This is a genomic window from Apilactobacillus kunkeei (assembly GCF_001308195.1).
In the GTDB taxonomy this organism is placed as follows: Bacteria; Bacillota; Bacilli; order Lactobacillales; family Lactobacillaceae; genus Apilactobacillus; species Apilactobacillus kunkeei_C.
In genome coordinates this window covers 34,147-59,409 of record NZ_JXDF01000007.1, presented here as the reverse complement: position 1 = coordinate 59,409, position 25,263 = coordinate 34,147, and the positions used below count along the sequence as shown (strand labels likewise).

The window sequence follows — 25,263 nt, the reverse complement described above, 5'->3', positions numbered from 1 at the left end:
ATAATCTTTAATGGCAGCTAATTTTAATTCTTTAGAAAACATAAAAGAACCCCTTAAGTTAGATTTCTCCAACTCAAGGGGTTCAGTTCAACCTAGCAAAAATTGCTAGGTCTTTTTTGACTATCTTACTTTCTTAACAAAGGTCTTGTTTGAAGTAAAGTATCTGTTATGTCCTAGGTATAGTCTTGTTAATCCATAGTATTTCACAACCTTAACAACGTGAATCAACTGTCCTTGACGAACTCTTCTGATTACATTGTGGTTAGTATATTTCTTACTTGTATGGATCAATGCACCGGTAGGTTTAATTACACGGAATACCATTGGCTTATTCTTAGTCTTCTTGTTGTTGCTGTTATTAGCGGCCTTATCTGTATTACCACGGTAATATGCATCTTGGACCATTTGACCAGCAGTAACTAGACGACCACCGGATACAACATATCTTGGTACACGGTTCTTGTAGTACTTGATACCGATAACCTTGAATACGTGGGCGTTGTATCTTCTTGAATACTTGTACTTGATGATTCTAGAACCCTTGGAGAACTTAGTTCTTCTGTGACTATAGATAGTCTTAACGTTGTAAATATATCTTGGCATGTGAGCCTTGAATTGACGTTTGTACTCTGCAATATATGCCTTAGCATATGCTGCTGAGTGGTTCTTGGTAATACTCATTGGAATTGGACTACGCTTGATTGCGCGGGCACTTCCGGACTTCTTACCAATCTTAGTTTGATGAGCTGTTTCAATCTTGAATCCTTGTTTGTAAGTGTATGCGAATACTTCACCCTTAGCAGCCAATTGCTTAGCAGTTAACTTCTTGTGGGTACGAGCACTTGCTTGAGCTGCCTTAACACCTTGACGGTAGCCGTTAAAGGCATTGACGTAAGTTACTCCACCTAGAGCCTTTAGTTCTTGGTTAGTCAACTTAGCGTTGGTCTTAGCCTTCTTCATTGCGGCAATCACAATCTTGGCAGCGTTGTAACCATTTACGTAGTAACCAGAATCAGGGTTCTTGATGCCGTTATCCTTAATTCCATCAGCAAAACCATCCCCAGTTTGCTTGTATGCTTGGTCATACGAGCTCTTGTCGGTTCTGCTGTCGAAGTCAGTCTTCTTACCATTGTATAGGTAATCTTCTTTAGCTGGAATAACGCTGGCAGCCTTGTTGTAACCATTGTTGTAAGCATTGACGAATGCTGGGTTATTTTGACTTGGTTTCTTGGGTTGTAGTCCTGCACCAGTCTTGTAACCTTCATAAGCACCGGCAAATACTTGACGATATGCATCTGGATCTAACCCATCAGGAACTGGAATTTCATTTACATTATCAAGCTTACCGTTGGCTTGAGCAAACGCTTGACCATCACGCAATGCGGCTTGAGCAGAATTGTAACCCAATACATAGTTTGGATCATCTGATTGTTGCTTGTTACCACTAGTTGCGTCGATAATTCCGGCTACGACTGACTTAGCTTTTTGGTAACCAATCTTTTGTGCAGGATTTGCATTGTCAGGAAGGTTATCATCGCCATTTACCAAGACGTTTTCGTATTGTGCCTTAGCATCTTGGTAACCCTTGTTGTGGTCTAGACTATTTGCATCAACACCACTTGCAGAGTTTGGCTTGTTGTCATTGAATTCGTTAGCACCATCGGTGAATGAATTCATGGCTTCAGCTAATGCCTTGTCGTATGCCTTTTGGTAAATTTGATTATCTTCGCTCTTAGCGTGTTGTCCAGCATTTCCATTCTTCACATCGTTAAATGCGGCGGCTGCTCCACGGTAAGAGTCATCTAGATCATTTTGATCAATATGACTTTGAAGCATTGGATTTTGTTGTGCTAATTCGTAACCCTTCTTAGCATCGTTAAATCCAGTTGTAAATGAACTCTTTTCAGCTTGAGTGGCGAATGAATCCATCTTGCGGTCGTAGTCTTGGCTATCAGTCAAGTATGTCAAAGCACCATCTTGGGTGTTTGATTGACCAGAAGTTAATGCCTTGTCGTATGCGGCAACATATGCAGGATTATTTGAGTCATTTCTGTGTTGACCAACTGTGTGGTTGGAAACGTCGTTAAAGGCGTTTGCAGCACCGGAGTAAACTTCATCGTAATCACTGCCACTTCTGTGTTGGTCGACTTGACTAGCATCACTTTGAGCTGCGGCAAATGCAGCTTGAGCATCATTGTACCCCTTGGTGTAGTCCTTAACCTTAGCGCCAGAACTTGCAAATTGCTTAGTGTCATCACTTAGTGTGTGACCAAGACCAAATGCAGTAGCACCGCTATTTGCGTTAGCCTTACCTTCAGTCAATGCCTTGTTATAAGCATTTTGGTAAACAAGATCAGCGATTGTTTGACCATGTTCACCTGGTTTGCCATCCGCAACATCGTTAAATGCGGCTGCGGCACCAGCATATGCTAGACCAGCATTGGTTGTTTCATCAGCTTTAGACTTATCATCAGGGTTACCTTGAGCTTCGCTGTATCCGTTTGTAGCATCATTGAAACCAACTTGGTAAGCTTGCTTGTCGGCGTTGATGTTCAATTGACGAGCTTGCTTTGGACCGTTGGCATCGATAGCACCATCATGAGCTTTTTCAAATGCTTGTTGTGATGCTCTGTTGTATGCATCAACAAATGCCTTGTTGGAATCAACCTTGGCGTTTTGACCAGGTTGATGGTTGATAATATCACCAAATCCAAGTGCGGCACCACGGTAGACACGATCGTAGTTACTATCACTAGTATGGTCGTTTGCCTTACTGTGGTCGTTTTCAGCATCTGCGTAAGCCTTAGTTGCATCATCGTATCCGGCGTTGTAGGCATCAGCTAATGCCTTCTTACCAGCATATTGAGCAACATTAGTAGCTTGTGCTACACCCTTAACTGAATCATCAGCACCATTGTTTGCGATGGTGAATGCTTCGTTGAAGGCCTTGTTGTAAGCAGATCCTGCAACGTCGTTTGCGGCATTGTCCTTAACTTGACCATTTCTGTTGTTAACATCCTTAAATGCCTTAGCAGCATTGGTGTAGACTTGATCAGCATAGGAGTTAGTGTCGTGATGAGCTGCATCCAAGTAGTTGATTTCAGCAGCAGTGAAACCACTTTGTGCTTGGTTGTAACCAACGTTGAATGCATCCCTATCGCTTGGCTTAGTTTCCTTAGCCAATGCAGCATCTTGGTCATCGTTATTGAATGCCAATACACCGTTTAGGGCTGATTGCTTAGCTTGTGCTAATGCCTTGTTGTAAGTCAATGTAGCTAGGTCGTTTCCTTCTTTAGCAGATGCTAATGGGTTATCGATTGCATCATTGAAACCAGCAATAGCATTGGTGTAAACAACATCAAAGTTACTATTAGTTGAATGAATCGAACCTTGAGTTCTATCGTCTTGAGCTAATTCATAAGCACCTTGTGCATCACTTGCACCCTTGTCATAAGCCTTCAACTTACCATTAGCTGTTGGCGCATTACCAGCAGCATTTGGTGAGATAAAGTTAGTTGCACCATTCAAGGCATCTCGAGTGGCTTCACTGAGTGCTTTAGCGTAAGCACTAGTGTAGACGTCACTTGTGTTTTCCTTTTCAGAAACAGCCACACTATCAGTTGAAGCGTTTGCTCCAGGAGTGCCGTTGATGACGTCTGTGAATGCGTTCATTGCACCACGGTATTGTTCATCGTTGATACTGTCTGATGTATGCTTACCATCGTTCTCACCTGAGTCTTGGACGCTCTTGTATACGTCACTAGCATTGTTGTAACCAGTTACGTAAGCATCCTTGTCAGAACCAGCACTGATTTGTTGGGCTTGAGTATCTTGAGGCAAGTTGTTATTGAAATCAAGTGTTGCTTGATGAATTTGGGATTGAGCTTCCTTAACCGCACGATTGTATGCATTCTGATAAGTTGGGGCTTGATTATCGTTTTGATGTTTACCAACTTCACCGTTGATTGTGTCAGTGAATCCGGCAGCAGCACCGTTGTAAGATACATCGGAATTACTGTCTGAAGTGTGGTTAGCTTGGTCGTTTCTATTTTGTTGAGCAAGCTTGTAACCATCGCCAGAATCCTTGTAACCACGGTCATATACGTCAATCAAACCTTGGTAACCGTTCAATGCGTTGATACCAGTTTGTTCATCGACATTGTTAGCAGCGTCCGCAGCACCTTGGTTTTGGTAATGTAAACCAACTGCGTATGCCTTGTCGTATGCAGTGGTATATACAGAGTCCGAGCTAATTGAACGACTAGCCTTACCATTATTCCCGGCAATATCGTTAAATGCAGCGGCAGCTCCGTTGTATGATTTATCGATATTACTGTTTGAAGTATGGTTGAAGTTCTTACTTGGATCTTGAATAGCCGCAACGTAACCAGTGTAAGAATCATTGTAACCAGATGTTACAGCGTTGATTACAGCTTGGTCCGTTGAACCATCCAAACCATCAGATATTTGCTTGCCAGTGTTACCTAGGATTGCACCTCGATTTGCATAAGCAATTGCTTCGTTTGCAGCCTTAGTGTAAGCGTTTTGGTAAACAGGATTGGTATCGTTAGCAAATTGACTGTTGAATTGATCACTTGCGACATCATTGAATCCAGCAGCAGCACCCTTGTAAGCTTCATCGTAATCACTTGTTGATGTATGATCAATTGAATTATTAGGGTTAATTCTTGCAGCTGCGTAAGCAGCATTAGCATTACTTACCCCAGTGTTAAACATCTTTTGAGCCGCAGGATTGTTCTTGTAAATAGCCAATGCTTGGTTGACAGCATCCGTTCCTAGTGGTGCTGTTTGAGCACCCTTACTTGCGATGGTTTGTCCTTCATTTAATGCTCGACTATATGTTGATGCATAAACTGGATTACCATCAGTCGCATTCTTACCTGCTTGATTATTAGTAACATCGTTAAATGCAGCGGCAGCACCCTTATATGCTTCATCAGCATTACTTTGACTAGTGTGGTTACCTTGATCACTTGGGTTAGCTTGTGCTTTGGCATAACTTACCTTTGCGTCGTTGTATCCTGTCGTGTAGGCTGTCTTAGCAGCTTGATTATTACCAAACTGTGTACGTCCAAGAGTTGCATCAACATTTTTACCAAAGTCAATTGCACCAGTTTGAGCAAACTGAGTAGCTTCAGCGAATGCTTTATCATATGCAGCTGTATAGGCATTATTATTATCAGATGCCTTACCAGCGTCTGACGAATTATGACTTACTACAGCTTTATATGCATCAACAGTTCCACGGAATGTTTCGTCAAAGTTACTTTGACTAGTATGGGTGGTATCTGCGGGATTAGTAGTTGCTGCGGCATAAGCATTCTTAGCATCCTTAAAGCCAGTAGTATATGCTCGTTTAGCAGAATCATTTGGTAGGTTCTTCAAATCATCAGTTAAAACATGGCCTTTAGGGTATGCTTGAGCACCATCGTTGGCGTGAGCAACTGCTTCAGATAAAGCCATGTTGTAAGCATTTTGATATACCGAACTACTGTCGGCATTCTTACCAGCATTAATGGTGTTATTAACAACATCATTAAATGCCGCTGCAGCTCCACGGTATGAACTATCAACATTACTTGTAGTTCCATGAGCACTAGCCTGTGTCATATCATTTTGAGCAGCTACATAACCTTTATCAGCATCCTGGAAGCCAGTGATATAAGCGCTTTGAGCAGAAGCAGTACTCATGTTCTTAATTCCATCATTAAGGTTTACACCAGTTAGTCTAGCATTAGCTCCAGCAAGGGCATTTTGTTGAGCTTCAACTATTGCCTTATCATATACAGCTTTGTAAACAGCACTATCATTATCTCGGTGAGCATTTGGCGTATCTTTTGCTACATCATTAAATGCTGCAGCGGCACCATTGTATGCATTGTCCACATTCGTGTTATTAGTGTGTTGTGCAGCTTGGTTAGGATTAGTTTGCGCAGATGCATAAGCTGATTGTGCATCGGTGTATCCCTTGTTATACATTGCTGCGTTAGCAGTATCGTTAGCCGATTGTTTCTTGTCTTTAGCAAATGCAATGGCACCCTTCTTAGATTGGGCAATTCCATGACTAAGTGCTCGATCATAAATGGCACTAAATACCGCCGACTTGTTATCTTTAGCATGTAAGTCACTTTCATTGCCATCAATGACGGCTTTGAATGCTGCTGTAGCACCCTGATAAGTTTGATCATAAGTACTATCAGTGCTGTGATTTTCATTCAAGTTAGCCTGAGCTTCAGCATATGCACTTTGAGCAGTAATATATCCACTTACTAAAGCATTACTAAATGCAATTTGATTATGAACTGTATTAACTACATCATTTATTCCAGTCAAATTACCAAACTCAATCGCTCCTTTATCTGAATAAGTTTTAGCCTCACTCAATGCCTTATTATAAGCAGCGATGAATATTGGATTTGTGTTGCCATTTTTACCTAAGTCAGTACTTCCGACAGCTATTTCATTAAATGCTAGAGCCGCACCATTGAATGTATTATCAGCGTTACCACCTGCAACATATGATGCAGGTTCAGTTTGGTTAGGATCAGTTACCGCAGCCGTGTAAGCATTGGATGCATCTTGATATCCCTTTTGATATACCGCATTTTCAGCAGCAGAAGCTTGATTACTTTGTGTTCCAGTAGTCAAGAAGTCTTTTGCCCCTTGAGTAGCTAACTTAGTAGCATATATATAACCATTTACGTACGCTGGGTAATACATATCTAGTGAAGTGATTTGCTTTTGTGCTCTACCATTTACAACATCATCAATTGCATCATGGTATCCAGCATATACTTGTTGGTAATTGGTATTTCCAGAGGAACTAGTGCCTGGGTAGTTGGCAAATGCATCGCGTTTAGCATGAGATGCATCAACGAATCCTTGGTGGTATGCATTAGATTGAACATTATTATTTAGATCATCAGGAGATCCATTAATAAAGCCGCTTACCCCTTGTTGAGACCAAGACTTACCGCTAGTAATAGCAAGTCCATAAGTTGAATTATAAATTAAACTTTGGCCTGAATTTTCAGGATTGATGTGTGCTGTATTACCTTGACTTCCATCAACAAAACCATTCTTAGTTCCATCAAAGGCTGCTTTATAAGCATCCTTACTGTATTGAGCTTTAGAATCATCATATGTTGGGTTTAAAGATTTTGCATCATTCATACCATTTTGTTGATCATTAGCTAAGTTATATCCTGACATATATGAAACATTTGTACTATTAGCTGTTCCATCATTAAAGAAATCTTGGTATCCAGATTGAGCTTGATTAAATCCATAGTTTTCAGCGTTAGATACTTGATCACTTTGACCTGAACTATCAGGTTGAGAATTACCGGCTGCAAATTGTTGAACACCCTTAATTGCCGCATTAATTGCAGCTTGTTGAGCCTTCTTATAAGCTGCCCAGTATACTGGTTTAGCAGATGTATCACTTGGATAATTGTTGTTTCCTAATGTACCATCCGCAAATCCGGCATTCGCACCACTAAATGCATCGCTGGCATCATTGACAGTTGTGTAGTTAGTGTTGTTAGGATTACCGTTTGCATCATTGTACGCTTTAGATGCAATTTGTTGTCCATAAGCATATGCGTTTTGATCAGCTTGAACCCAACTAGTTTGTACATTATCTGCACTGCTCAATTGATCAATGGCACCAGACTGAGCTTTACTTCTTGCTGCATCATATGATGCATTATATGCATCTTGATAAGCACGGGACTGGCTAGAACTAGTATCAAATACTTGCTTAGGCAAACGTGCGATTCCAGCAAAATAACCATCACGGGTACCGTTGAAACCATCTTGTTCATTAGCAGTTGCACTAGTATTTGGATCGGTAGTTGCCGAATTTGGACTAGTTAAACCATTAAATGTTGTAATACCTTGTCTCGATTCTTTAGCGGCAGCATAACCTAATTTATATGCTTGCGTTTGACTATTATCAAGACTACCACTTGGATTATCCAAGTATGCTTGATATCCAGATTGCGCATCATTATAACCTTTTTGTTGTGCTATGCCATCTGCACTAACAGCTGGAACTTGAGCATCAGCTTGGATATAAACGTTGGCACCCTTAATTGCAGATTGTAATCCATTACCTTTAGCTTGTGAGTATGCATAATCGTAAGCATACTTTTGTGGAGCTAATGATGAACTCATGGTTGTAGTGGTATTGAAACTACCATCGTGATACCCATCTCGAGTGGCTGCATAAGCAGCCTTTTGAGAATCTGTACCCACATAATCTGTACGACTTGGGTTGTTAGATGCATCTGAAATACCTAATTGGACATCCTTAGCCATACGAATACCAGCTTTATATGATGAATCCTTACCATTAGAATCAACCATAGTAGATTGACCAATTTGTGCATTAAATCCAGCATCAATTTGGTCATATGCATTTGTATATGCCACTGATTCAGCATCATTCTTTTCTTTATCTGCTTGATAAGTTGTGTCATATACAGATTGGAAATCTTTAATTGCTTGAACTGTTTGAGCTCCAGCTTGACTTCTTGCCTTGTTATAAGCTGCTTGGTAAGCTGCAGTTTGAGCTGTAACATTAGCAACATTACCCAGTTTTCCATCAGAGAATCCGGCTTGAGCACCGTTAAAGATGTCAGAAGCATCGGAGTTATTGATAAACTTGTTCTTGTTATTAACGTCGTCATGGGCCCATGCATAAGCATTTTGAGCATTGGTTTGACCTGTATTGTAAGCAGCTTTTTGTAAAGTGTTGTAACCACTTGGGTTATTCTTTCCAGCAAGTTGATCCAATGCACCTTGATTAGCAATAGTCTTAGCATCATTGTAAGCATTATTATATGCGTCCTTGTATGCTTGGCTTTGCTTACTCAAATCTGCTTGTGCTTTATCATCCTGGCCATCAGTATACCCTGCCTGAGTTCCATTAAAACCGTCTGTGTAAGCATTAATATAGTTTTGATCTTTGTCTTCATTCTGCAAAGTATCAGAACTCTTAACCGCATTACCTGACTTAGCATCTTCAGCACCATCAGTAGCACCGGACTTGGAATTATATCCGATTAGATAAGCGGTATCAGTTGATCCATTAGTTGGTATATTATCATTAGCATCTTTAACACCTTGTTGTGCAGCTGTAGCACCATTCTTTCGAGCAACATCATCCAATGTCTGACTTCCAAAATCAGTAGTTTCTTTAGATACAAATTGAGTAGCCCCATCATTTCTAGCATCATTGGCCTTCTTAAGTGCAAAATTGTACGCAGTCTTATAATCTAATGATTTACCATCTAACGATCTAGTAGTATTTTCATTAGCATCACTATAGGCATCTTTAGTTGCTTGGTATGCGTCATTAGAATCGTTTTGAGAATCTAAGTCTGCATTATTAAATGCATGTTTATATCCATTAACAACTTTTTGACCAGCCTCAAATGCTTGTTGACTCTTACTATCTTGATAAGTCAATCCACTAAATGGTTGTTGTTGTAATGCTGCGGAATAAGCAGCCTTAGCATTATTGTAACCATCAATATCTGCTTGAGTACCACCAGTTGGTAGAGACTTACCACTCATAAAGTCATTAAATCCAGTTACATAATGTTGTTTAATTAGTGTAACTGCAGCGCTGTATGCATCTTTGTACACTTGGTTATTATTATTTGGATCATTAGGTGAAAGTGTATTTTCAGCATCTGGATTATTATGCAATGCTTGTTTGGCAGCGATAGCTGCTTCAAAAGCTGTATTGTACATTGGACCAGTTTGTGATTGTTGAATTTCACCATTAGCCACATTTTGTGCCGCGGTCAACGCTGTTATTGCTTGATTAAATCCAATCTTATTTGCACTACTATCATTAGCACTTGCTTGAACGTTAAGGTTCAAAGTACCATCTGGATTTGTAGCTGCTTTAATGGCTTCTTGATAACCAGCTTGAGCTTCCGCAAATCCTTGTTGCAATAGTTGTTTGGCTTGATCTGAATTTACTGAAGTTTCATCAGCTGTACTCTTACCATTGGAGTATTGAGAACCAAATTGGTTAGCACCATTTTGGTATTGAGTTTGTAGAGCTGAGACAGCCTTGTTGTAAACGTCTTGATATGAAACAGGCTTTCCTGCTGGTAGTCCTGCTGGATTATCTGGCTTGGATGAAACAGCGTTAGCAGCATCCTTATAAGCCTGCTGTGCATCATTATATGCACCTGATTGGCTAGAAGCATTTGCATTGTTTTGACCATTGATAGCATCTGTTAATCCATCTTGAGCAGCCTTGGCCATGTCACGACCCAATGTGTATGCGGCAGTAACATTACCAGTTGGTTGACGGTTATTTAAGAAGTCATCATGACCACGTTTGGCATCATCATAACCAATGTTTTGAGCAATTGATTGAATTCCTTCATTACTTGATCGTGCATTACCATTCTCATAGTTATTAGCCCCCGTCATAGCTTGTTGACCACCATTATTCCATGCTAATTGATATACATAGTTATAGGCAGCAGCTTGTGCTGGATTAATTGGATTACTGTGTTCTTTGTCACCATTAGCACCATCTTTGTATCCATTAACTGATGCATAGTATCCATTAACAGCAGCATTGTATGCAGCAACTTGCGCTGGTGTTTTTGAACCGTCTTTACCATAGTCAGTAATTGAACCATTGGTATTAGCATCGGCAATCCCTTGTTTTACTTGGTCAGACATGTTCTTTCCAGCTAGATATGAGGCATCATGATTATTAGCATCAATAGTTTGAGGGTTAGCATTAGCATCATTAAAACCTTTTTGCATTTGATTGAAAGCATTAGCTCTAGCGACACTTAGTGCATCCTTACCAGATGGTGCGTTGTTAATGTTTCCAGCTTGGAAATCAGCTTGACCTTGATTTACAGCATTAAGAGCTTCAGCTTTAGCCTTTTTATATGCATCTTTAAAGACTTCTGATTTTCCGTTTAAGATACTGTCATCATTAGAACCAATAGTTCCTGCACTAAATCCAGCTTTAGCACCCTCAAAAGCTTCAGAGGCATCTGTTGATGCATCATATTTATTATTTGCCTTAACATTACCCTTAATTGCATTGTAAGCATTTGTAGCATTTTGCTTTCCAGCATCATATGCCGCCTTTTGTGGGGCACTCCAATTGCTTTGACTGTTATTTTGACCAGTCATTGCATCTTGTGCACCTTGGTTAGCAATTTCTTTAGCTTTTTCAAACGCCTTCTTATAAGCATCAATATAAGCTGGTGATTTCCCTGTCATGTCAGGAATCGATCCACCGTTAGGGCCAGCCAAATACCCATCTTGTGCACCGTCAAAGGAGTCCTTTTGACCTTGCGTTGCACTGGAATCTAAATTACCACCTTGTTCATAGGTGTTATATCCACTCATACTATCTGAGTATGAATTGAATCCAAGCATAAATTCTTTATTAGCCATTTGTGATGGAGTTAATTGGTCCTTTGTAGTTCCTTTGGCAGCTTCATCATGACCATTGTTTGCATCAGTAAAACCACTTGCTTTAGATTGTTCAATTTGTGTGGTTCCAGTTGGCTTACTTTGACCAGCTAGATATTCACTAGCACCGATAGATCTGGAATTTTGAGCTTCATTTACTGCTTTATCATAAGCTTGAATATAGTCAAACGACTTACCGGCAGTCCTTAATTGATCATCTGTTTGAACACTTCCAATGGCTGTCATTACAGCTTCAACACCAGCATTTGCTCCATCGTATCCATCGATTTGATGTTGATTTTGACTTCCTGCGCTTCCTTGACTATTCATCGCATTTTGATATCCCGCATAAACAAGTTTTCCTTGATTGAAACCGTTTTGAACTCCACTTGTGGAATTAGCAGCGATAAGAGAACCACTCATTGCAGAGGTATATCCTGACTTAGCATCACTATAGCCTTGGATTAATTCACTGGTTGCAGTAGATGAAGCTGTTTGCCCACTTAGATATTGTGAACCACCTAATTGATAATTAGACTTCATTTGATCCACAGCCGATTTGTAAGCATTAACATATGGAACAACAGAAGCGTTACTGTCACTAGCAACAACGACATCTGATACATCAGGATTAGCATCAAAAGCTATCTTGGCCGCATTTGCTGCAGCTAAAGCCTTTTGATAAATTGCATCTGTATTCCCAGCATCACCGGTAGTATTTCCGTTAGCTACTTGGTTAGCAGCCTTCAATACAAGTTGTCCTTCGTTGAAACCAGCTTTTTGGACTGGGTTATCTGATGAACTAGCAGTACCGTTTAGATTATTGCCATTAATGGATTCGTTATATCCACTTAACATGTCATTAAATCCTTGGTTAACCAGTGCTTGGGCTTGAGTTGACGCCACACCACTTAGACTAGCAGAACCATTACCATTTGCGTATTGATTTACAAATTGGTCTTGTCCTGCAACATATTGACCTTGTAGGTATGTCTTAGCAGCATTATAGGAATCGTTGTATGCAGTTGATTTATTAGTAAATGATTGACTCGAAGTATCTTGTGGATGAGCAGTGACATAGTTAAATGCATCAGTGTATGCAATTTGAGCATCACCATAAGCGTTAGCATCTTGTGCTGTTCCTTGACCACTATTAGTTGCGTTTTGTGCATCGGCTAAACCACTAGCTGCTGACTTGGCAGCATTGTAACCATTCATGTAAGCAGCGGTTGATGATTGAGCAGACTTGTTTGCGACAAAGTCATCATGACCACTCTTAGCTTGCTTGTAACCGGCTAGTGTAGCAATTGAATTGTAGTCACTACCACTTGCTGGTTGACCAGTGTTTTGAACGAATGCTTGTGCTCCATTATTAGCACTAGCAGTGGCAGTTGAAATCGCTTGATCGTATGAATCACCATATACCTTGCTTTGAGGTGCATCACTTGAACTAGGAGTTTGACCACTATTAGTTCCATTGATTACATCCCTGTATCCGGCAACAGTTGCATTAAAAGCAGCTACTTGTGCTGGAGAACCTGAAGCAGTCGCACTAGGGTTAGCTATAACAGCACTAATACCATTTGCTCTGTCAACTGCCATTTGAACACCAGCAGTGTAAGCAACGTTATTATTATTACTATCAGCATTACCACCTAGTTGAGCGGCATATCCTTCACTAGCATTGTTATAACCATTATATAAAGCTTGATTAGTGGCATCGGTTTGATTTTGTTTGTTTGTATCATCAGCATTCTTAGCAAAGTCAGCAACCCCATTCATTACGTTCGCACTAGCCTCTGATTGAGCTTTGCTATAAGCAGCCGAATATACTGCATTGCTACCAGCTGGAATTGTTCCGTTGCCACTAATTCCAGCTATGAAACCATCATGGGCACCATTAAATGTGTCATATGAGTCAGTTGATGCAGTATATGGATTAATATTTGAAGCGGATAGGTCTGACTTAGCTTGGTTATATCCAGTAACCGCATTGTTCTTACCTGTTTGATATGCATCTAATTGTTTTGCTTTGAATTGAGAAGTATCAGTTGTTGGATTGGTTGACATTGCATCAATTGCACCTTGAGTGGCCTTAGCTTTGGCATCTTGGTATGCAAGGTCGTATGCAACACGTGATGATGGGAAGACTTCATTGTTAGTATATTGAGTAGTTCCGTTCTTACCATCTCTATATCCATCAATTGCCCCTTCGTAACCACGTTGTTGTTCCTTGTAGGCAGCGTTATATGGAGCAGTATCTGATGTTGCATTTTGTGCATCGTTGTAACCAATTACAGCGTCAACATAAGCATAGAACCCTCTCATGTATGAAGAATTGTTCTTTTGATCATCTGTTAAACCGGTTGTGTCCTTGCTTTGATGACTCTTAGCGTATTCAAAACCTTGGGAAGCATAGTTGTATCCTTCCATGATCTTGGAGTATTGACTGTTTGACTTATCAGGAGTTTGTCCTCTTACGAAGTTAGTTGAACCTGTTAGAACAGCATTCTTAACGTCATCGTAAGCCTTAGCGTATGACTTTCTGTATGCCAAACTAGCTTGTGCTAATTGTGCATCAGTTTGCTTAGAACCTGAAATTGCATCCTTATATCCGGCAGTAGCACCACTGTTAGCATCATTTTGAACTGAATCGGCTGTTGGTGTGGTGTTGTTTTGCATTGCGGCGTTGTAACCAGACAATGCTCTTTGACCTACTGCTAGACCTTTTTGAGCACCGGAAGTAACGTATCCATATGCATTAGTATCTGGATAGTTAGGACCATTTAATGCGTTATCGAAACCATTGTTGGCATCATTGAAACCTGCAGTGTATTCAGTTGAGGAATTAGCTGGAAGTGGTTGCCCACTTAGAAGTTGTTGTACCCCATTTGAGTAAGCTGTTGAAAGTGTGTACACAGTTGCAATGTATGCTTGTGAGTATACTGGGTTGTTTGCGTTAGCATCAGTTGATGGAACCGTACTTAGGATGTCTGGGTTCATATCAAATGCAGTCTTTGCAGCAACAGCTGCAGCAAATGCTTTTTGATATGCTGAATCATTATTACCAGAATCTGGAGTAGTTTGGCCACCAGTTACTTCATTAACAGCATTTAGAGCTTGTTGTCCTTCAGCAAATCCTGCAGCGGCAGCACTTGTTGATAATGTCGGAGTATTTGCCCCATTCATACCATCTTTGAAACCTGTAACAGCTTCATTGAAACCTTGATTAATTGCATTAATTCCTTGGTTTGACTTAGCAGAACTTGTATCAGCCATAGATGTACCTAATGCGTACTTGTTCAAGAATTGTTGCTTACCAGCGTTGTATTGAGCGTTTAGATCTTGCTTAGCTTGGTTGTATGCGTATTGGTAAGCTGGAGTGTTGTTAGTTTGACTAACAGAGACATCATCTGGGTTACTTGCAAGAGCTGTGCTTGCGTCATTGTAAGCAGTTTGAGCATCTGCATATGATGCGGTATCAGCAACTGAATTTTGTGAATTCTTGTTACCGGCTTCTGCTTCTGATAAACCGGTTTGAGCTGATTTGGCAGCATCATTACCAGTTACGTAAGATGGATTATCACTATTAGTTTGACCCTTTAGTCCTTCGCTAAATCCAACTTGCGCTTTGCTGTAACCAATTTGTTGTGCTTCAGCACTCAATGCATCATCTGCATTCACTGGTCTGTTACGAGTGTAAGCTCTAGCACCCAGACTTGATTGCAATCTACCTTGTTTGTATGCATCTCTATATGCATCTGCGTAGACTTTGGCTTGAGTTGAATCTGTTGGTTGATTATTATCAGTTACCGCATTTGCACCATCTTTGTAACCACTAACAGTGGCAGCATATGCAGCTTTTTGAGCAGCATCTCTACCATTATAAGAACTACCTTGGTTTGGTGAATTAGTAGCGTCGCTTACACCTTGAGTTTTATCGGTAGATAACTTAATTCCTGCAATGTATGAAGGATCGTTGTTAGAGTTTGTTGATCCACTATCTTCATCACTGTAACCTTGAGATGCTGTTTGGTATCCATGACTTTCAGCATTACCTAAAGCATCAGTTGAACCTTGTTGCTTGTTTCCACTATCAGAAGCAAAATCAGCAACACCTTGTTGTGCGGCTAAAATTGCTGCTGCTCTAGCCTTATTGTATGAAGCTTGATATTCAGCTGGTTGATTAGAGATATTACGAGTGGCACCAATAGTCCCATCTGCAAATCCAGCTTTTGCACCATTAAAGGTATTAACCATATTAGTTCCATTATTGCTTGGACTCGTTGCGTTGATGTTAGCTTGTGCTTCGTTGTATCCGTTTTGAGCATTTTGCACACCAGTGTCATATGCCATTTGTTGTTCAGGATTCCAAGTTGCATATGCTGACGGCTTGTTATTATTAAATGCATTTTGTGCACCTAAGTTTGCTTTAGCAACCGCATCATTGTAAGCATCTTGTCGAGCCGTTGTGTAAGAATTTGATTGGGTATCTGCCCCCTTATTATCAGAAGGCTTATTAGTTATTGTATTACCAGCATTAGCACCCTGTAGGTATCCATCTTTGGTACCGTAATAAGCGTTTTTAGCATCGCCAGTTAGTCCTGAGTCATCCTTGTTACCTGGGGCAACCGCAGCGTTTGAACCACTAGCAGTAGCGACCCCTTGGTTGAAACCAGTTACGAAAGGTTTATCAGTATTTGTTGGTTGAACTGAACTTGAAGTTTGACCCGCTTGTTTACCCTCTGCGAAACCACTAGCAGCGGTATTTACACCGGTTGCGTAGTTGTTATCTGATTGCTTAACTTGTTGGTCAACAGTTCCCTTGGTGTAATCATTTGCACCGGCTTGTTGACGACCAGAAGCGTTACCTTGGTTGTAAGCATTTTGGTAAATTGCGTTGTCGCCTTCAGTTGTTTGGTTGGCATTCTTGTTAGTTGAATCACCCTTAGTGCTTGCAGCACCATCTTTATAACCATCAACAGCACCCTTATAACCTGATTGGTAAGCGTTTGAATTAACACTATTTTGACGTGAAGCAGGAACAGATGTATCACTAGAAGTATTTGGATCTTGCTTAACAGCGTTAATCCCGTCGTTAGCACCTACTTCTTGTGAATAAGTAACAGCATAAAGTGGTGACGTGTTAGTTACGTTTCTGGTATTAGTTTGAGCATCGACTAATGCGCCCATTGTATCCTGATATCCGGCTTCTGTATTGGCATTTATATCTCTCTTGCCGGATAAGAAGTCATTCATCGCATCTTGGTAACCTTTTTGCACCGCTTTAGCCATGTCATATCCGGCCTTAGCGTTTTGGTTAGTAGGTTCTGATGAAGGATTAGCACTTAGTCCTTGCTTAAATCCAGCAGTGGCATCGTTATATGCTTGGTCATATACTGCTTGATTAGCGACTGTTGATTGACTATTTGGATTAGCAACTAATCCAGCCTTAAAGTCCGCCAAACCAGCTTCACTAGCAGCATTAGCATCTTCTACCGCCTTGTTATAAGCCATAACATATGCGGCTGTATGAGTTGAGTCAACCGAAATTAGTGTTGAGACGCTACCGTTTTGTTTTACTGAAGCGATTGCATCAGCAACACCTTTATAAGTGTCAGAATTAGAATCACTGGCGCTTGGGGAAGCTTTGGATTCTGCTGATTGATAATCAGCTTTAGCTTGTTGACCCACTTCATAACCACGATTATATTCTTTCGAAATATTTGCATTGGATGAACCACTAATTCCATCAGCGTATCCAGTTTGAGCGTCACCATATCCATCTTCGTAATTATTATCGCTAGCGCCTATTGGCATTCCATTTAAGAAATCAGTAGCACCAATTTCTCTTCTACCAATTACTTTACCTTGATCGTATCCAGATATATATGCTGGATTACTGTTTTCTGAAGATGCGTTAAAGTTTGCGTTAGAACCTTGTGTACTTGACTTACCATCAAGGTATCCATCTAATACAGCGTTATATCCCGTCTTGTATGAACTATCACTGATAGATTGTCCATTATTAACGGCATCAGTTGGTCCTAATTTTTTAGCATTAGATGTTGATTGACTTAATTGTGCCAAGGCATCATTAATCCCCAATTGTTGAGAAGCAACAATTGCATAAATTGGTGATGTGCTTTGCTTGTTTACTTGATTCTTATTAGCATCAATAATCGCCTGAATTGTGTCCTTATATCCTACTAATTCAGGGTGAGCAGATGGATTAAATGTGTTATTTTTTGCATCTGCTACTGCTTGTTGATAACCCGCTGCATAAGATTGGGCAGCTTGAATTCCTACTGTTTGACTGGCATTAGCACCAACCGCATTTGGATTAGTCAAACCTGCTTGGAAACCAATTTGAGCGTCCTTGTATGCTTGATCATATATCTTTTGTGTTTCTTTAAATGCAAGGGTTGAATGGCCTTGTGAACTAACAAAATCATTAGCCCCTTGTGTGGCACTGCTTCGTGCTTGACCTAGCGCAGTGTTATAAGCATTAGCGTATTCAGCGTTAATTCCACTACCAATTTGTTTATCAACGATGGCATTTTTAGCAGCATCACTTGTTGCCGCATTGTAATCATCTAATGCTTGTTTAGCTCCAGCATAAGTTTGACTGCCATCGGAGTTTTCATCATTTAATGCTTTGACATAACTATCATGGTTATTAGCTCCTGCGGTGTATCCAGTCTTATACGCATTAGACTTTCCACTTTCCATTTGATTTTGTTGGCTAGTTCCATTGATTAAACCATCCTTGTAACCGGCCTTAGCAATGTTATAACCGTCCACATACTCACTATTATCACTTTGTTGAGCCTTACCTTTAACAAAGTCACTAGCACCAATATTACCTTGATTACTTTCTCTTGAAAGTTTATAAGCATTTTCACTTAAATCATTATCTAGATTAGTTGGAATAGGTTGTTGTTTGTATTGATAGTAAGCACCTTGATATACAGCTTTATATGCTTCTGTTTGACCATTATCATAACCAGCAGGAATTGTTAGGTTATTAATATCTACCTGCGTTGAGTCATCAAAATCCTTTTTAGCTTGAACCAACGCCGCTTGTGCAGCAACATATCCTTTATAAATATTAGTTGATTTATCAGAAGGTTCACTTGGAGACATTACCCCAGCGTAGATGCTTTGACCATATATATATCCAGTACTTTGTGCATTTTCGCTTGGCTTAGCGTTACTAGATTTAAATGCAGTTAATAGGCCTAATCTTGCTTTGTCCCAACCATTAGCAAAGGCAAATCCATCAAGGTTATTAGGATTGTTAGTGTCTGTCCTAGCCGTTCCATTAACGTATCCAACTGCCCCGTTGGTATAAGAAGTTACTGCGTCTTGCGCCGCAATGTAGTATGTCTTCTTGTACAAGCTAGATTTGTCACCATCTGGTTCCTTAGTTACACCATTATTCTTAACATCGTTAAAGGCATCGAAAACGGCCTGTGTAACATCGTCACTTGCTGTGGTTGCAGGAGATGATTGATTATTAGCATTTTGGAAAGTTTTCGCCTGAGCGCTACCAACTGCTAGACCAGCTTGGAATGCAGGACCATTAGTAATAAAACCTTGGTTCTTGTAGTTGGCCATATCTGTATCTGAAGTAGCTCCTGTAATCCCAGCTTGGAATCCCATTGCGCGGTTCAAATAGCCTTCACTATATGCTGGAGTATGATCATATTTAAAACTACCAGTATAAGTGGTCTGATTATTGAAATCATTTTGACCATTGTTATATTCAGTTTGTAGTTGGCTAAATAATATATTGTAGAAGGTATTATAGACAAGACTATCTTTATCCAAATCACTTTGGTTTTGGCCTGTTCCACGTAACATATCGTTATATGCATCAATAACAGCATTATTAGCATCGTTAGAGGCATAAGTGTTAGTTGGTAAATTTTTATCATTGTTAACACGGGAAGCTGTTGAAAGACTAGCAGCTGTGTTAATCGCTGATTGGTAGGTGATTTGACCTAATTGATAACCATTTTCATATTGAGGAGAATAGTTCTTATCTGTTCCTCCAAGACCATCTTGAAAACCTGTAATAATAGCATTTACAACCGCATAGTATGCTAATGTTTGTCCACCTTTATCTTGTGGCGTGGTTGACGCAGTAACTTTGCCATAAACTAAGTCATTATAGGCTTGGTTACCAAGTTGTTGACCAATGGCTAATGCTTGGTTGTATGCCAGTTTATAAATCTTGCTCTTATTGGTAAGAGTAGTAGTTTGTTGTTGTGACTTAGGGTTGTATGCACCGTCACTGTATCCTTGAATAGTTGCATTAAATGCATCATCAGCATCTTGGTTATTTTTAACATTTGATGGTTCTGTACTTGCATCAGCATTAGCCGCGCTGACCCCTGCTTGGAAGTTTTGGTATTGAGTCAAACCAGCTTTGTAACCAGCTGAGTTAACATTAGCACCATTTTGTGCAGACTTTTGATTAAAACCATCACTGGCATCATTATATCCAGCAATACCGAATCCATTAGTTGGTGTAGCATTACCTTTAAGATAAGCATTGTACCCGTCTGAATATTCTTTGCTACCACGATTATCAATAAATTGACGTAGTGCTATATAAAGTGGCGCAGTTGTATCATTTGTAGCATTATATGTGGATTGTTGAAGGTTTGCCAAAGAACCGTAGAAGGCATCTACGGCAGCTCCATATGCAACTGTTGGATTATTTTGTGAAGAAATATTTTGTCCTTGTGCATCTAGGACTAAAAAGGCTTGTTTTGCACCTGTATTAGGAGCATTAAATGCATAGTAACCAATGGCTGTCGCACCAGATACGTCAGCCGTATAGTTACCATAATCTTCAATATCTAAATCTTGATTACTACTACCTAGATTGTTTAATGCCATCGCCAATCCTGCCTGAGCAGATTGAAATCCTGTTGAGTAATTATTTTGATATGCAGCTGTTTGTCCAGAAGGAACCGTTAATTGTTTATTATTAATGAATGCATTAGCACCATCAATGTATCCTTGAGCATCCTTTTGAGCTTGAACGTCTGCTGCATACTTTTGAAGACCAGCATTAAAACCAATTACGTACGAGTGATCAGTACTTGTCGTAGTTGGATTTTGTATAACTTGTGCTTGGTTGTATGCATCATTGAAACCTTGTGTAGCTGCTGCAATACCATCAGCGTACTTAGCATCACTAGTTTGCACACTAGAATTAATTGACTTAGCTACATAGTCATTCGCACCAGCTGTACGACGTCCTTCATTCATACCATATTGATAACCAGAATTGTAACTGGCTGGTTGGCTGTTGTCCTTATTAGTTGTTGATGGATTGGTTCCTGCAGAACCATCTTTATATCCATCCACTGCGGCTTGATAACCAATCTTATATGAACTAGCTTCTCCACTTTGATTAGCGGCACTATCACTGGCAGTATGACTAACATTAGCGTTCGCTAAAACAGCAGCAAGACCATCTTGTTGCCCTTTAGTAAATGCAGATTGCGCTTGGTTATATGCATTGCGGTATGCAGTTGCACGAATAGAATTATCATTCTGTGCATATGCTTGTGGTAAGCCATTCTTAAAATCACTAATTCCGTTTGCACTTGCAATAGGGCCAATCGTATTAACATAACCGGCTAATTGAAGTTGGTTTAGACCCGTTTCTGGTTTACCTAAAAGTGCTTGATATGCACCATACTTAGCTTGTTTATAAACCATTTGGTCAATACTTGTCTTCCCATCAGGAGCCTTTTGAGTAGTTCCACTCAATTGACTTGGATCACTGTATTGAGCTTCCTTAATCTTGGTAACATCTTTACCAGATACTGCAGCAACAGCAGCTTGAACGGCAGCAAAACCTGCTTGTGCTGAGTAGTAACCTGCAACTCCTGCATCAGGAATTGGAATGTCAGCTGATGCTTGTGATGATGGTAAAGTCTTAGATTTAGCACCATTAACCAAGGACTTTCCAGCTAAGAAGGCATATGTTTCAGGATAATTAGAGTTAGCATCTGGATTACCAGCAGTAGAATCAGGCATATTAATTGCATTATTGAAACCAATTACAGCTGATAGATATGCTGCAGCTGCATTTGGATCATTTTTAATACTGTTCCATCCATCACCGTTAAAACTACCAATGGTAAAGGAAACACCAGCTTTTTCATCTTGTTTAAATGCATCAATGGCTTTTCTATCAGCAATTCCAATTTGGATACCAACTGCAGGAAATCCAGCAGCATTCAAATCTGTTTTAGGATCAAAGGTTACTTTTCCTTCTTTATCATTCGATGCCTTAAAGTAATCAAAAACTGCTTTTCTATAACTATCATTTTTAATTTGAGCAAATTTTTGAAGTTTATTATTTCTAGCATCCTGAACACCTGCTAAGTATGAAGCTTCTTGATATCCTCTAATGAACGCTGCTGGATTAGAAGAATTATTATAACTATCTAATTGAGTATAGTTTGCATCAGGATTACTTGCATCAAAGGCCTTGTAACCGGCTACAGCACTATCATATCCGCCTAAGTAGTCAGGACTGGTCTGGACATTAAAGCTTTGTGCTGCCTTAGCGTTTCCATTTCCATTAATAGAATCATTTATTCCATCAACAATACCTTGATTCATTTGAGCTACATTACCTTGGTCGGTTTGCATAGTTCCATTACTATCGTTTTGAACCTTACCGTTACTGCCCTTGTTATAACCCTCAGTAACATTTATATAGTTATTACCATCAGTGGTTTGCGTAACAGAACTAATTCCATAGGTAAGTCTAATTCCAGTAAATTGGTTATCTAATAATGATTTAGGAACAGTAAATTCAATACGTACCACTTGTCCATCTTGATAGTTTGATGGCAAAGCTTGTGTCATTGAGTATTGATTTGGATCGGCAGGAGCATTACTGTTTGTAATTGTTGAGTTTTTATTAGAGTTATTAATTAATTTGCTTGGTACGCTGACGATTGATGAATCTCCACCAGCATATACACCTACGTAGATTGGACCATTTGATGGGTCATATTTTGCAACTTTAGCGTAAGCAGTTACGGTAGCTGTCCCATTGGGATTCATGGTCTTATTAAGTGGTCCAACAAACGAAACTGATGGAACGTCACCAATTTCAAGTCTATTAGGGTCTGTAATTTTTCCAGAGACACTTTTACCAGTGCTATCAATACCTGTATAGTTAATAGAACCAGAAGGTAAGTTAAAATAATAGAATAATTTATTATCTACAGAAACTGTATATGCACTAATTGCATTATTACTAAATGAACCGGTATTTGGGTTCTTTGCTAAAACAACATGACTAGCACCAACGTTATTGATGTTTAGAGTACCAAAGAATGGTGTCATTTTTTGACCAGTACCATCGGTTTCAACGATTAAATTACCACGGTTTCCAACATTCATTCCTCCACCAGCAGCAAAATTAATAATTCCATTGTACGAAGGTGCTTGACCGGGGTTATTAGTTAACTTAATTTGGATTAATCCACCATTTAAGACATTAACTACTGTACGAGACTTAAAATCAAGTACTTGGTTATAGATGTTTGGTTGCATGGAATCAACAATATAATTAATGGCACCACCATTAACATTAATTGTTGTAGGTGCAGCTGTTGAGATACCCCCACCGGCGAAATTACTACCACCATATTGTGAATAACTTGGAATAATATTCAAAGTGGCATCTTTATTAACATTTAATTGACCTCCACCGGAGAAATAGATACCCCAGTCTCCACCATCAAAAGTACTATTACCATTATTTTGGCCTCGTGGAATTAAAGTCATCTTAGAACCTTGTCCTAAGGTAACGTTCCCGTCTGCGTTAATGATAGTGGCACCAATTGATCTTGCAACAGTACCGAAATAGTTAGCATTTGGTTCGAGGATAAAGTTCTTAATTTCAAGATTTTCTTGATTTCCGCCACCTTCTACGGCTACACCATTAGATCCTGTAAAAGGCGAATAATAAGTTGGAGTCACTAAATCTTGTGGTACTAGCACGTTAACATTACCAGCAAAATATGTGTCATTGCTAGTAGCACTTAATAATTGAGACCCAATATAATTTAAGTTCTTATAGTGAAGCGTTTGAGAACTATTTACAGGGGCAAAAGGCCCGAAGTAATTATATCCATACAATGCTTGGAAGTTTTGTAAATTAATTTGGCTTGCGTTAGTGATTTTATAACTAACACCATGCATATCCAACATATGGAATTGACCGTCAACAGTGAATGGACCGTTATTACCTGTGTAAGTGTTATTAGATTCACCTACGAATACAGCACCCGTAAAGTCCACATCGGCAGCTAATTTAACGGTAGTAACGTTTCCAGGAGTACTACCACCAGTTGAATAACTAGCTTTTCCATTTGTCATTACCGCAATAAATTGGTTTGAATTAGTAACATAAGCTACTCCTTGGTTAATGTTTGAAACAACATCATTGTAACCAGTTACATACGCTGAACCATATTGAGATGAAGTGATTGCCTTTGGCAATTTATTCTTTAAGTAGTTATTACTGCCATCATATTGTGCATTAATAGCATCCTTAGCACCGATATATGCCAAGTCATATGGATTTTTAGATGTATGTAAATCTGTACTACCATTATCGTAGAAGTCATATGACGTAGTAGTCCCATCTCCTCTGACACCAGTCCACTTACCGGCCTCAGCATCAGCATAACCTTGTTGGGTTAAAGCGTAGTTCACCCCTTGATCAAAAGCAGTAGCTAATCCTGCTTTTTGGGCGTACTTGTTCCTGTCATTGGTAATTAAAACATCATTAGCGGCTGGAACATTAATAGTAAATCCATTAGTAAATTGCACACTATGGTTGTTAACACTATTTAATCTACCCAAAAGAGTGTCTTGATACTTTTGAGAAGAAGCATATCCTGACTTGGTATCATCTGCACCACCCTGATTAGGATTACTTGGGGTTCCATAGTTAATGGGAGTTCCATCAGTTGGTAAATTGGTAGATGATGTATTATTACCAGATCCAGTATCCTGATTGGTGGTGTTATTAACTCCACCACTGTCACCTTTGGCACCCTCAGAATTGTTACCAGTATAGCCTTGTGGTCTATTAGGGGTATTGCCATAGTACGTTGTATCTTGAGTACCAGTACCTTGGCCTTTAGTATCAGTGTTGTATGCATTCATTGCACTAATAGCTCCAGCATATCCAGCTTGGTAATAATCCTTTGCTTGACCACTATAATTAATTGAATTATCACCCTTTTTATTGTATGCATCATTAGCACCTTGGCTAATTTGTTGGCTAAATTGAGCTGAGTTATCTGTATTATCAACAGTACTTGATGACGAACTATCTCCATCGCGGTAACTCAATTGATTATCATCTGATTGTTGATCATTATTAGAATTAGCCTGATTTTGGGCAGACTGATCTCCTGAATTATTAGAAATATTATTAGATGATTGCGCCACTTGTTGAGGATTGTCAGCAGCTTTGGCAGAAACACTATTCATACCATACGCTGATGCACCTAAAACGGATAAAGTTGCAATAGATACTACTACCCATTGTTTCTTTACCTTTTTCATGATTTTTTTATCGTTAGATTTTATAAATTGATTTTTGTTATATTGCATACATATCGCCCCTTTTGTCACGATTTTATATAACTATACAAAGTGTCTAATTACTCTAATCTTAATTTAACACTATTCTACTCCAATGTTCATTAAAAG

General features: G+C 39.6%; 1 protein-coding gene. It reads right to left on the bottom strand.

The annotated features are described in order from the left end of the window. Positions 1–120: 120 nt before the first annotated feature. On the bottom strand, positions 121–25,164 hold the full coding sequence (locus RZ78_RS01210) for a DUF5776 domain-containing protein (protein ID WP_054607872.1): 25,044 nt from the start codon (positions 25,162–25,164) through the stop codon (positions 121–123). Positions 25,165–25,263 lie beyond the last annotated feature (99 nt).

What these genes read in the sequence shown, in the direction of transcription:
- RZ78_RS01210 (WP_054607872.1), bottom strand. Translation starts at nt 25,164, where the DNA reads ATGCAATATAACAAAAATCAATTTATAAAATCTAACGATAAAAAAATC.